The organism is Brevundimonas basaltis, assembly GCF_014202075.1.
GTDB classification, from domain to species: Bacteria; Pseudomonadota; Alphaproteobacteria; order Caulobacterales; family Caulobacteraceae; genus Brevundimonas; species Brevundimonas basaltis.
This window is the reverse complement of the sequence record NZ_JACHFZ010000001.1, coordinates 576,183-588,452: the sequence shown is the minus strand read 5'-3', so window position 1 is coordinate 588,452 and position 12,270 is coordinate 576,183. Positions and strand designations below refer to the sequence as shown.

The window sequence follows — 12,270 nt, the reverse complement described above, 5'->3', positions numbered from 1 at the left end:
CGGCTCCGGTTCGGAGGATACGGTGATGATCGCGCAAGAAACCGCGCCCACGACCAACGAAGAGCAGGGTCTGCCCCTGCCGACGGCCGACATGAGCGGGGACGACCTGTTCCGGCTGGGCATGATGTATTCGAGCGGCCAGGGCGGTTGCCCGATGGACCGCGTTTCGGCCCACATGATCTTCAATCTCGCCGCCATGAAGGGCTCGGTCGAGGCGCGCGTCTACCGCCGCGAGATGAGCGCCGAGATGGAGCAGGACGAGATCTGCGAGGCCCAGAAGGCCGCTCGCCGCTGGATCGACGCCGGCGTGGTGAAACTCGCCGCCTAGGCGCTCACGGGCGACTGGATTCGAGCGCCGCTGACCGGACGCAATCCATCGCGGCCCGCAGGGCCCCGGTCTGGTCGTCACCTTCGCCGAAGATCGCGGTCCGTGCATCCAGCTCGACCTGCTGTGCCGCGGTCGGAGCGCGATAGGCGCCGGAGCCTACGCAGGTCCAGGAGAGTCGTCCGGATCCGGCCCCCTCGGCCCGGATCACGATGTGGCGCGGGTCCTGCCAGTGTTCGGGCGCCGGGACGAGACCTCGGACGCACCCCCCGAAATCGTCGTCCTCGAGGCAGGCGCGAACCTCGTGCTCACGAACCGCTGGCGCGACACGGGCGAAGGCCTCAAGGGCGCTCATATACTGCACCAGGGCGTCGGACTGGGCTTCCGCCTCCTTGTCCGCCGAGACCACCAGCACCCGGTAGGATGGCGGGATTGAGGCTTCCGCCCACCCGACGGGGATGGCAAGGGCCAGCCCGACTACGAGAATTCCAATGCGGCCCATAATCCCTCCCGAGTTCCGCCGACTTTACGGCAGGGAGAAGCTGGCGGGCAACTCCCGCCCGACGGAGGATCAGCAAACGTCAGGACGGAGCCCCTGGGGGCGGCCCTAAAAGTTCTGATACTGCCCGCCGATGGCGTAGCTGAAGCCGATCGGCAGAGCGTTGCGGAACAGCGAGACGAAGTTCGCCACCTCGCCGAGGTTCGAGCGCGGCACGAAGATGATGTCGCCGCGCCGCAGGGCGACCACCTCGCCGCGGCGGGGGCGCAGATCGACCGCCCGCATCATCCGGATTCCCCCCGGACCGCGTCGGATCAGGGCCACCTCCTGCGGACGGGCGGTCGGCAGGAAGTCCCCGGCCTGGATCACGGCCTGATAGGCGTCGAGGTCGCCGTTCATCTCGATCATGCCAGGGGTGCGAACCTCGCCGCCGACCCAGACCCGGATCGGGCCGGCGGTCTTCAGCGTGATCTCCACCATGGGGCGGCGCAGCTGGCTGGCGAAGGCGTCGGACGCATCCGCCTCGACCTCGGCGATGGTGCGATCCGCGGCCATGATCTGCCCGACCAGCGGCAGTGAGATGCGTCCGTCGGGCCCGATCCTCTGGGTGCGCGTGAGTTCCGGCGCCGTGGGTGTGGCGATCTCGATCTCGTCGCCGGGATAGAGGACGTATTCAGGTTCGGTCTCGGTCCAGTCCGCGAACCCGATCTCCGGAAACGAAGACCGCCCCGCTTCCCTGACGCGCTGAGCCCCCGCCACCGGGCCGGGCATCCGTGCGCCGTACTCGCCGCCGCCGCATCCGGCGACCAGCGTCCCTCCGACGCCGGCGAGGCCCAGAAGCAGCAGGCGACGGTCGATGGACATAGCGGTGCGATTCCCGAAAGCGGCGTCTGAGAGGCAAGGTCGCCGCTTATGGGTAACCATGGGTTAACGCCGCTGGCCCAAGGCTGGTCCCGTTCAGTCCCGCAGTATGGAATCAGTTCGCCCGCATGCGCACGACGGCCTACACCACAGTCCGCCCGCGCTACGGCTTTCTCGACGTCGTCGGCCTGCTGTTCCGCGAGTTGCTGCTGATGGTCGTCATCTTCCTGCTGGTGTTCGCGATCGGGACGGCGGCGGTCCTGACCCTGAAGAAATCCTATACCGCCAGCGCCAGCGTCTACGCCGGCGTTGGTCAGGAATACGTCTACCAGCCCCGCGTGGGAGCTGCCGATCGCGGCGGCCAGCCGCTTGAGGCCGACGCTGTCGCCCAGTCCGAAGCCCAGATCCTCGGCAGTCTCGCGGTCAAACAGAAGACGGTCGACGCCCTCGGCGCCGACGCCATCCTCGGCCCGCGCGCAAGGGGCACGCCCGCCGAGAAGAAGGCCGCTGCCCTGAAGGCGCTCGACAGCGGCCTCGGCGTCGGCACCACCCCGGGCAGCGCCATCATCTCGGCCTCCTACGCGGCCGACGATCCGGTACGCGCCGCGACCATCCTCAACGGCCTGATCGACCAGTATCTGGTACAGCGCCGCTCGGTCTTCCGCGATCGCGCCACCCCCGCCATCGCCGCCCAGCGCGAGGCCTTCGAAGACGAACTGGCCAAAGCCGACGCCGCCTACAACGCCTTCATGACCTCCAACGACATCGGCGACTTCGCCACCGCCAAGGCGTCGCTGGCCGCCAACTATCAGACGACCCAGGCCGAGGCCCTGTCTCTGCGGGCCCAGCTGAATCAGGCCACCCAGCGGCTCAACACCCTCCAGGCCCAGCTGGCGCAACAGCCGGCCGAGGTGGTGCTGCAGCAGGATCTGAACGTCTCGGCCCAGAACCAGATTCTCGAACTGCGCACCCAGCGCGAGGCCTTGCTGTCGCGCTATACGCCCGACGCCCAGCCGGTGAAGGACATTGAACAGCAGATCGCGGACCTGCAGAGCTATGTCGCCAGCGGCACGACGGTCGGCGCCAAGGAGGTCCGGACCGGCCCCAGCACCATCTTCACCGCCATCGAAACCGAACGGATCACCGCCGCCGCGGACCGTGCCGGCCTGGCGGCCCGGTTGGCCGTCGCCGACAGCCAGCTGGCCCTGCTGCGCTCGCGTCTGGCCGAGATGAACCGGCTGGAATCCACCAACGCCAACCTCGCCGGGAACCGCGAGGTGCTGACCGCCAGCATCCGCGAGTTTCAGCAGCGCGAGGCCCAGGCCCGCGCCGACGGCGCCCTGGTCGCGGCCGGAGCCGATAATGTCACCGTCATAGAGAGGGCCGAAGCCCCCACGCGCGGATCAAGCCTGAAGGCGCCGCTGCTGGCGGTCGTCTTCCTGTTCGCGGCCTTCACGGCTCTCTGCGTGGGTCTGCTGCGGGTGTTCACCCGGCGCGGCTACGTCACCCCGGCCTCGACCGGGCGAACGCTGGAGATGCCGGTGCTCGCGGTGGCCCCGATGAAGGCCCGATGATGCGCGCGTCCGCGCCCGTCATGGTAGCGTAGGGACCTGTAGCCGGGCGCGTAGCGATTCGATGGTCGACCTGACATCCGAAATGGCCGCTCTCTGGGCGGCGCTGGGTCCGGCGCCGGGCCATCGCGGGCGCGTGATCCAGATCGCCGCCGCCAGTTCCGGGGAGGGGGTCTCCACCGTGGCGCGCGAATACGCCCGTCTGGCCGCCGTCCGCGCCCGCCGGCCGGTCTGGCTGATCGATGCGGACCTTGCGCAACAGGGCCAACTCGAGGCGGTGGCGGCCGAACCCGACCGGTTCGGCGCCTTGGGCAAGGCAGCCATCGCGACCCCGGACGGTTCCATCTTCTTCGCCGTCACGCCCCGGCTCATTGACCGGACAGGTAAGCCGGTCCACCCCGCGCGGCTGATGACGGCGCGTCCCTGCCTCGGCGGACGCCTGTGGGTGACCCGGTTCGCCGCCGAACACCTGCGCTCGGGCCAGCGCGCCGAGCCGGTCGCCGACGCCCGCTACTGGGACGCGCTGCGCAAACACGCTGACACGGTGGTCATCGACAGTCCGGCGACCGACCGCAGTTCGATGTCGATCACCCTCGCGCCCTTCGTCGACGCCACCGTTCTGGTGGTCGCTGCGGAAAGCACCGACGCAGGCGATCCGCTGAACCTGCGCGACGAGATCGAGGCGGCGGGCGGCAAGATCGCCGGCGTCGTGGTCAACCGCTCCACCTACCAACCGCCGGCGTTTCTGAAACGACTGACGGGATAACGCCTGCGTCATCAACCTTGACGCGTGGCGCAAGGCGGCGTCTTGTCGGGAACCATCGGTCTTCGACCGAGCCGCAGGAGAGCCGCCATGCGTCGCACGATCCTCAGCATCCTTGTCGCCGGCGGGTGCCTCGCCCTCGGTGCCTGGACGACCCAGGTTCAGCCTGGGCCCGCCGCTCAGCCCGCCGAGCCTGTCCAGGCCGCCGAACAACAAGCCGACGACAGCTGCGCCCCGGTGCAGGCCACGGCCACCGCCCACCGCCGCAGGGACGAAGCGCGCGACCGGGGCATCGGCCGCACTCACACGCGCCCCAAGGCGTCATCGGCCCGGCCGTCGACCGACACCGAGTGCCGGCAGTCGTGGCGGATGGTTCGGCGTGACGCCCAGCGGGTCCAGCGCAATGCCGCCATCGACCGCACGCTGAATCGGGGCGAATAGCCGGGTTCAGGCGGCCGCGCGCTCCAGCCGCGCCAGTTCGCGCGCGCCGTAGAAGTGCGGTTCGAAGCCCTTCATCCAGAACAGCTTTCCGACGCCTCGCGCGGTGCGGTCGTACAGGGCCGCGCGTGCTGGGCTGCGGATGAGGGTCAGGGCCGCCGCAGCCGCGCCCCAGACGATCGTCTGCCCCACGCCGATGATCATCCAGCGCAGCACGGCCGGCCAGTCGCGGGCCGCCGCCGCGGTCTGGCTTGGCCCCTGACCATAGGCGAAGGCGCGGGCGAGGGCATAGGCGAGCGTCGCGCGATGCGCCGGCGCGAATTCCTCCACCCATGCGTCGGCGGCCCAGCCGAAGCGGCCCCCGCGGTCCCGCAGGGCCGCGAACAGGGCGTCATCCTCGCCGCCGACCTGATCCGATCCAGGGTCGAACGGCTCTGAACCGGGCAAGGCGGTCGCCCGGACCATCAGCGAGTTGCCGCAGCCGTAAGGCTCATCCACCAGACCGGTTTGCGCGGGCCCCTCGCGGCCGAAGAACCGTTCGAGATACGGCTTCAGCCACGGCTCGGCTTCCGGCGCACGACCGGTGATCGGTCCGAACACCGCATCGGCTCCGGTCGTCTCCTGCGCCTTGATCAGGCTGCCCAGCCAGAGCGGCGAAGCCGCCTCGTCATCGTCGAGGAAGGCGATCAGCCGCGCGTCGGTGGCGGCGAGACCGGCGTTGCGCGCTGTGGCGACGCCCGGCCGGGGCGCATGGACATAAAACAGTGGCCATGGCGACAGCGTGCGCAGGGCCTCGACGCCGCCTTCGGCCGAGCCGGATGGATCGTTGTCCACAACCACGATGGCGGAGACGCGGTCGGCGACGCCGGTCTGGGCGAACAGCGAGCGCAGGGCGCGCTCGAGGCTCTGAGGTCGCCGCAGGGTCGGGACGATGATCGCAACGTCCGCCATCACACCGCCTCCGCATAGAGCGCCGCGCGATACAGGCGCAGTGAGAAGGCCCGCGCCGGGACCGGCAACCAGTCCGCCTCGGCGGCTCCCCGCATCCTTCCACGCCACCACGGCAGGCCCGGCAGGCGCTTCAACAGCCTGGCGGCCTTGTAGCTGGGATAGGCCGCAATGATTTCGGGATGCCGGTCGGCCATGCGCGCGAAATTCGGCGCCGACTGTTCGTACTTGCCGGCCAGCGACGCCACCGTGTCCAGCCCCATATGAGTGGCCGCGTTGTCGAGGTGGACGACCCGGAACCGGCGCGACACCCGCATGGCCCACTCGACGTCCTCCCAGCCCCAGCCGGTGAAGCCGGGATCGAACGCCTCGGAGTCGAACACGTCACGGCGCACCAGCAGGTTTGAGGTGTAGACGTATTTCTCCGGCTGCCGGGCGCGCTCGGTGTAGGGCACGCACTCAGACTTCGCCGCCATCGCCCGGTGCACCGCGAAGCGGGCGTCGGTCGGCGCTTGCAGCAGCGAGAAGCCGCCGAAAGCCACGGCGGGATCCTCGCGCGCCACCAGATCGGACCAGTCGCGCAGGAAACGGCGATGGTCGGGCCGCATATCGCTGTCGAGGAACAGCAGGCTGCCGCCGCGCGCCGACGCCGCCAGCCGGTTGCGGCCGATCGAGCGGCCCTCATTGGCGGTAAGTGTGATCAGCCGGGCGGGCAGGGCCATGGCCTTGATCCGCGCCGTCAGCCGCCTTGTCAGTTCGGGATCGCATGTGCCGTCGTCCAGCACGATGACCTCCACCGCGCCGTCGACCGACGCGGCCTCCTCGTCCAGCAGGGCCAGCAATTCGTCCGGATCATTGCGCAGGAATGGCGTCAGGACCGACAGGGCCGGCTTCGCTCGCCTCCATGCGGCGTTGTCGATGACCTTGGCGCTCGTGGTCATACCGTGGCCCTCCGGTCTCGCGCCTGAACCAGCAGCCGCATCGCCACGTCGCGGACGCCTGCCGCGTTCAGGGCCATGGCGACGGCGGCGTAGACAATCATGCCGACGCCGGCGTCCAACGCCAGCTCGGCGATCCCGCCGATGGCCGGCAGGCGCCACACGACCAGGGCCATGGCGCCCGTCGCGACGCCGCACCGGATCAGACTGTCCCACGGGATCGGCAGGGGCATCACCCGGCGACCGATCATTTGGGTGGCCAGCAGGCCGAGCGCGAAGCTCGCCGCCGTCGCCCAAGCCGCCCCGATCAGGCCGAAGCGCGGCACCAGGATCAGGTTCAGGACCACGTTCATGCTCGCCGGAATGGCCATGGCGACCAGCAGGTGTTTCGTCTTCTTGCCGAGGGTGAAAGCCTGGCCGAAATAATAGGCTGTCAGCCCGTAGAGGAGGGCCGACAGGGCGATCCACGGCGTCACGCTGGCCGCGGCCCCGCGCAAATCCTCGCCGATCAGCACCTCGGCCAGCGGTCGGGCGACCAGCGCCACCCCCGCCGCCGCCGGCAGACCGATCAGCAGGAAGGTCGACAGCTGCTCGCGCGCCGCGGTCTTCAGCTTGTCCAGTCCGCCGCGCTCGAGCGCCATGACCAGCGCCGGTTGTCCTGCCGCGCCCAGCCACAGGAACAGCACGTCCAGCGTCCGGTTCGCTATGGAATAGCCGGCGTGATAGGCGCCCACCGCCGCCTCGTCGAGGAACGCCGCCAGCAGGAAGCGGTCAGTCGACGCCAGCACCACTGTCAGGGCGAGCGACGCGGCGATCGGGTAGCCGTAAACAGCGTAGTTCTTCAGCCGCTCTTGCGCCGCCACGCCGCCGCGCGCCTGCTTCAGTTCTCCCGGCAAGACGAAGGGCAGGGCGGCCAGCGGGGCCAGGCCGATGCCCAGCAGCGGCGCCGCGCCTCCCGCTCCCCCCAGGGCGAAGCCTACGCCGATGATCAGGCCGCCGACGGCCACGGCGATGTCCAGCCCTGCCGCCTTCGCGACCTCGCCCGCTGCCCGATAGCGTTCCTGGGCCAGTTTGACGAAGCAGCGCACAGGACAACCCGCCAGACCGGCCGCCAGCGCGAACTTCATCAGCGGATCGGTCGGCCACAACCACAGCGCCAGCGCGGTCACCGGCACGAACACCAGCGTCATCAGCACGGCGCCGCGGTACAGGCTGGCGAAATGTCCGGCCAGGTCGGCGCCGGGGCGACCGGAGGCCCAGAACCGGGCCATCGCCGCTTCCAGCCAGGTGAAGACCGCTACATGAGCCAGGGTCAATACGGCGAAGGCGAGGGCGTAGCGGCCGAAGTCTTCGGCGCTCAGCAGACGAGTGAACAGGACGATGGCGAGGAACCCGACCACCCCCTGCACGATGTTGGCGGGCAGATAGCCCCAGACGCCGCGCCAGAACATCGCGCTACCGCACCGCCGACCGGTCGCCGAGCAACACCGGCACGGTGACGGCCATGATCCACAGGTCCAGCCACAGCGACTGACGCTCGACATACTCGATGTCCAGCCGCACACGGGCCCGCACGTCCTGGGCCGTATGCAGCGGGCCCCGCGAGCCGTTGACGGCGGCCCAGCCGGTCATGCCGGGCTTGATGCGATGCCGGTGGGCGTATTCCGCCACCAGCCGGGCGCTCTCGACATGGCCGGTCTTCATGCCGATCGCGTGCGGTCGGGGCCCGACCAGCGACATCTCGCCGGTGATGACGTTGAGCAGTTGCGGCAGCTCGTCGAGGCTGGTCTTGCGGATGAATTTCCCGATCCGGGTGATGCGGTCGTCGTCGTGGGTCACCTGGCGGCTGGCAGTGGCGTCGGCGGCCTCCTGCTTCATCGAGCGGAATTTCCACACCACGATTTCCTCGTGATTGAAGCCGTGTCGGCGCTGCCGGAAAAAAATGGGGCCCGGGCTGTCCAGCCGGATGGCGGCGGCGATCACGGCCATGACCGGGGCCAGAAGCACGAGGGCGAGCAGGCCGATCAGCAGATCCTGGAGACGCTTGTTGAAGGCCCGGCGGTCATGGTCGATCGGCCCCTGCACATCGGCCAGGGGCGCGGCCGCCAAGCGGTCCAGCGCCGAGCGCATCTCGGCCTCGCTGTTCGGCTCGACAAGCAGGGTCACCTCGTTCGGCAGGGTCCGCAGCTGGGTCGTCAAATGGCGCACCCGCGCTTCGGCCTTCGGGTCGATGGCCAACACCACCCGGTCGACATAGGGGGTCATCTTGTGGGCCAGCAGGTCGGTCGCCGTGCCCAGAACCGGCACGCCCTCGACGGCCTCGGGCGACCGCGCCAGCCGGTCGTCGAAAATCCCCAGCACGTTCAGGTCACGCCGCTTAAGCGCCTCGCGGATCAGGCTCTCGGCGCGCCGGGTCGCGCCGACCAGCACGATGTTGGGCGTCAGCGCGCCCGACTCTCGCCAGCGCCGGACCATGTCGCTCCAGCCCATGTGCAGGGCATAGAGGCTGACCAGCACCAGCCCGCTCCAGACCAGCCAGGCCGCCCATTGCGCCGTCGTTCCCTGGAGCGCCCAGCCCGACGTCAAGGCCACGAGCGCGCCCACGGCCACGATTGCGGCCACCGAGGCCAGATGCAGCGCCGTCTTCTGGCCGCGCGCGAACCGGTAACGCCCCAGCGACCGCATCAGCCCCAGCACCGTTAGCGCGCCGAGCGCAAACGGCGCCAGCGTCGAGAGGTCCGCGTAGACAAGCGGCCCCGGCGTCGCCGCCGAGGCGCACAGCAAGGTCACCGCCGCCACGGCCAGGACGTCAAACGTCCGAAAATAGTGGGCCGCCAGCCGGGAGGCGTGCCTCTGCCGGGCATTAAGCCAGACCTCGGGACGGAAGGGCCCGCGACGGGCCGCGCCCTTGCTTGGCGTCGGCTCGCCTCGTCCTATCGAGGCCGAGGCGGCGAGGGCCTGCAAGCTGGCCACGTCGAACTCGCCGGCCGCGGCCGGATCTGTGTCGAGCGAAAAGCGGCTGGCGGCGTCGGGCAATCGAGACTCGCACGGCGGAGGTTCGCCGCCACCTTGCACGGGCCCTCTCACTGTCGCGTTAACGGTCGCCTGCTCCAGCAAGCACGTCCAAGACCCGTTGCGCCCGCCCGCGCGCTCCGCTATCCACGCCGCCTGCCGGAGACGTGGCCGAGTGGCTGAAGGCAACGGTTTGCTAAATCGTCGTACCCTGTAAGGGGTACCGAGGGTTCGAATCCCTCCGTCTCCGCCAGTGCCCTGATTTCTTCAAGGATTTCAGGGGTCATGCTACCGGTCTGCCTCGCTCGTCCATCGTTTGGTACACGAGCGTGGTACACGAACCCTCGCCCGAGGCCACGTGTCGGGCGGCTCGATTGGATCGAGTTTAGGGATGGGACGCGCCGCCAAGAGCGGAAGCCGTGTGCCGCATCTGCAACGACGTCATGGCACCTTTCATCTGCGCGTGCGGGTGCCCGACGATCTTCGTGTGCGGGTGGGTTTGCGCGAGGTCCGACGATCCCTTCACGTCCACACTTTCGCTGAGGCCCGTCCGCTTGCGCTGAAATACGCCGCGCGTGTGATGGAGGTGTTCGAAATGATTAGGGCGTCAGAACTGACCAAGGATCGCATCAGTGCGATGATCGTGGATCGGTTCAGTGATCTCGAACGGGCGGCCAACGGCGGCCGCCGCTTTGAGACGCGGGACCGAGAACGTGAGCTTGAGTACGTGGCTCACCTCACCGAAGAGGCCATCTCGGAAATCGAAGCTCAGCGGGCAACAGGGGACTATCGGTACCCCGTCGTCGGAGAGGTCCTACACCTCCTTGCGAAAGCCGGCGTGGCGGTCCTCGACCTGCCACAAGATGTGCTGGACGACATGCACGACGGAGTGGCCCGGGCGCTCATCGAGCGCGACCGGCTGGTCATCTACCGTCTCTCAGAGCGGCTGCTGCCGTACCAGCCGGTCGATCCCTTGTTTCGGCGGGCTGCCGTGAGTGCGGTCGGCGTGACCCCCCCCGAGTGGAACTCCACACCCGTCTTGGGGCCGACCCTTGGCGAGGCGTTGGACGTCTACTTGGGGGAGGGAAAGCGGATGTGGTCGCTGAAGACCTGGAAAGGCCGCGCTCGCCAACTGGATTATCTCCGAGAGCATATCGGAGCCGAAACGCCCATCGCAGCAATCACCGCACAGCACATTGTGAGCTATCGCGATGCGCTGCGACGTCTTCGCCCCCGTTCCATGAGGGCCGGGGGCGAGAGCTTTCTGGCTCGACAAACGTCCAATGAGGACACCCGCATTTCCGCCGTCACGGTCGAGAACCTCTTCAACCCCTGCCGGGCGTTCTTCCGCTGGGCGAAGGGCCAACAGGGCTACATTTCGATCAACCCGGCAGAGGACGTTCGCTTGCCAAGGGTCAAGAAAGCCAAGGGCGTGAAATCACGCCGCCCGTTCAATGCCGAGGAGTTGCGGGCCCTTTTTTCGGCCCCGGTCTTCACGGGAATGAAGTCGGCGAAGCGACGCTTCGAGCCGGGCTCACTCGTCATCAAGGATGCCCACTTCTGGATCCCCATCCTCGGCTACTATACCGGTGCCCGCCTTGGTGAGCTGGTCCAGCTTCACCTCGCCGATGTCAGGCTCGACGATCCGGTCCCCCATTTCGTGATCACAGAGGAGGGCTCTGCTGAGCGCGGCACCGGCGAGGAGAAAATGGTGAAGTCGCACGCTGGAGTGCGCCGAGTGCCGATCCATCAGGACGTCTTGGACCTTGGTTTCGGCGACTTCATGCGGAGGCGGCTTAAGGACAAGCGGCCACACAAGAGGGTATTCTGGCAGGTCGGATTTGGCGCTGACGGACAGCCCTCGACGGTCTTTTCGAAATGGTTCGCGCGACTGCTCGACAAGGTCGGGCTCAAGGATCCCGCGCTCGTTTTTCATTCGTTTCGACATACCGCCGAGGACGCTTTCCGGAACGCTCTCCTTCCGCAGTACGTGATCGACCGGATAATCGGGCACGCAGGCGGGAACGTCAGCGACGGTTACGGTGAGGGCGTCTCTTTGACCGTCTGCGAAAATGCCGTCAGAGAAATGAGACTTCCGTACAGAGTAAGAATTTGATTTGCTTGTATTCTATAATGATCCAGACAGGTCCGCCTGCTGCATCTGATTGGATGCGATAAATAATCTAGAGCGGACGATTGACGTCCGATCTTATTGTCGACATCCTAATCACCGATCAGATGGTTTCGAGCCATCATAGCATCACGCAGAGTGATTGAGCTGCTTTAGCAGCTGCAACATCACCAATCGGCACACCCTGTGAGTGGCCAGTTTCCCCTGTTTTTCGTCTCAACTCGCGGGCATGTCGCTCGCATGGAAACGCGTGATGTCAGTATCCCTAAAGATCATATCTCGCCCGCTATCGGTTCGCAGGCCGAATGACCCTGCCCTCCTCACCCGGGAAGAGGCCGCCACTTTCCTTGGAGTTTCCGTTTCCAGCTTGGCGCACTGGTCGATGGCGGGAACAGGACCCGTCTTCATCCGGGTCGGCCGTCGCGCCTGGTACCGTGAAGCGCATCTGCGGAGCTGGATGGCAGACCAAGTGCCTGCGCGGATGGGAGGGTCGGCCTGATGGCGGCCCGGCGCAGCAACCGTGGCATCGGTTTTGACCGAGACGTCAAGGCCTTCGCACCCCTGTTCAGACTGCTTCAGCTGCAGGGCATCATCGCGATCCGCGAGATGCTTGGTGCCCTCAACATCCGCGATGAGTTCGGACCGTACGGCCGAGGCTGGAACTACGGGGTGCTACATCGGATGCTTCGCCGAGGGGCTGAACTAGGGCTTTGCGAAGGCCCGAGAACCCGGGCTGCCGCTGCTCTCTCTCGCCGCCTGTAGCCACCGCACACCCGAAATCAAA

General features: G+C 67.8%; 12 protein-coding genes and 1 tRNA gene. 7 read left to right on the top strand and 6 right to left on the bottom strand.

Features of this window, described 5'->3' with window-relative positions:
• Positions 1-25 precede the first annotated feature (25 nt).
• Positions 26-328: a sel1 repeat family protein gene (locus tag HNQ67_RS03110; protein WP_183252210.1), complete on the top strand. Its 303-nt coding sequence runs from the start codon at positions 26-28 to the stop codon at positions 326-328.
• A gap of 4 nt (positions 329-332) precedes the next feature.
• Here the strand turns inward: HNQ67_RS03110 and HNQ67_RS03105 are convergent, their stop codons facing one another.
• Both HNQ67_RS03105 and HNQ67_RS03100 read right to left on the bottom strand, forming a co-directional pair.
• Positions 333-827 (bottom strand): hypothetical protein, encoded by a 495-nt coding sequence (locus tag HNQ67_RS03105; protein WP_183252207.1) that lies wholly within the window; start codon positions 825-827, stop codon positions 333-335.
• Between the two features lie 105 nt (positions 828-932).
• Positions 933-1,688 (bottom strand): polysaccharide biosynthesis/export family protein, encoded by a 756-nt coding sequence (locus HNQ67_RS03100; RefSeq protein ID WP_183252205.1) that lies wholly within the window; start codon positions 1,686-1,688, stop codon positions 933-935.
• Positions 1,689-1,813: 125 nt separating this feature from the next.
• Here HNQ67_RS03100 and HNQ67_RS03095 point away from each other — a divergent pair, with 125 nt between their 5' ends.
• The 3 genes from HNQ67_RS03095 (at position 1,814) to HNQ67_RS03085 (ending at position 4,460) form a co-directional block, all read left to right on the top strand.
• On the top strand, positions 1,814-3,259 hold the full coding sequence (locus tag HNQ67_RS03095; protein WP_183252203.1) for a GumC family protein: 1,446 nt from the start codon (positions 1,814-1,816) through the stop codon (positions 3,257-3,259).
• A gap of 61 nt (positions 3,260-3,320) precedes the next feature.
• On the top strand, positions 3,321-4,022 hold the full coding sequence (locus HNQ67_RS03090; protein WP_183252201.1) for a P-loop NTPase family protein: 702 nt from the start codon (positions 3,321-3,323) through the stop codon (positions 4,020-4,022).
• Positions 4,023-4,109: 87 nt separating this feature from the next.
• Positions 4,110-4,460: a hypothetical protein gene (locus tag HNQ67_RS03085; protein WP_183252199.1), complete on the top strand. Its 351-nt coding sequence runs from the start codon at positions 4,110-4,112 to the stop codon at positions 4,458-4,460.
• A gap of 6 nt (positions 4,461-4,466) precedes the next feature.
• Here HNQ67_RS03085 and HNQ67_RS03080 read toward each other — a convergent pair whose 3' ends face one another.
• The 4 genes from HNQ67_RS03080 to HNQ67_RS03065 are packed head-to-tail and all read right to left on the bottom strand — an operon-like array spanning position 4,467 to position 9,379.
• A complete protein-coding gene (locus tag HNQ67_RS03080) occupies positions 4,467-5,408 on the bottom strand; it encodes a glycosyltransferase family 2 protein (protein ID WP_183252197.1) in 942 nt (313 codons plus the stop codon).
• Positions 5,408-6,346, bottom strand: coding sequence for a glycosyltransferase family 2 protein (locus HNQ67_RS03075; RefSeq protein WP_183252195.1), 939 nt, complete (start codon positions 6,344-6,346; stop codon positions 5,408-5,410). The genes HNQ67_RS03080 and HNQ67_RS03075 overlap by 1 nt, the downstream gene beginning before the upstream one ends.
• Positions 6,343-7,794, bottom strand: coding sequence for an oligosaccharide flippase family protein (locus tag HNQ67_RS03070; RefSeq protein ID WP_183252193.1), 1,452 nt, complete (start codon positions 7,792-7,794; stop codon positions 6,343-6,345). Before HNQ67_RS03070 ends, HNQ67_RS03075 begins: the two co-directional genes overlap by 4 nt.
• 4 nt (positions 7,795-7,798) lie before the next feature.
• Positions 7,799-9,379, bottom strand: a complete 1,581-nt coding sequence (locus HNQ67_RS03065; protein WP_246347413.1) for an exopolysaccharide biosynthesis polyprenyl glycosylphosphotransferase — start codon at positions 9,377-9,379, stop codon at positions 7,799-7,801.
• A gap of 137 nt (positions 9,380-9,516) precedes the next feature.
• Here HNQ67_RS03065 and HNQ67_RS03060 point away from each other — a divergent pair.
• The 3 genes from HNQ67_RS03060 to HNQ67_RS13860 all read left to right on the top strand — a co-directional run bounded on the left by HNQ67_RS03060 (position 9,517) and on the right by HNQ67_RS13860 (position 11,985).
• Positions 9,517-9,608 (top strand) — tRNA-Ser (locus HNQ67_RS03060).
• 138 nt (positions 9,609-9,746) lie between these two features.
• Positions 9,747-11,471 (top strand): DUF6538 domain-containing protein, encoded by a 1,725-nt coding sequence (locus HNQ67_RS03055; protein ID WP_183252191.1) that lies wholly within the window; start codon positions 9,747-9,749, stop codon positions 11,469-11,471.
• Positions 11,472-11,715: 244 nt separating this feature from the next.
• Entirely contained in the window at positions 11,716-11,985 is a 270-nt protein-coding gene (locus HNQ67_RS13860) for a helix-turn-helix transcriptional regulator (protein ID WP_425486332.1), read from the top strand.
• The last annotated feature ends 285 nt before the right edge of the window (positions 11,986-12,270 follow it).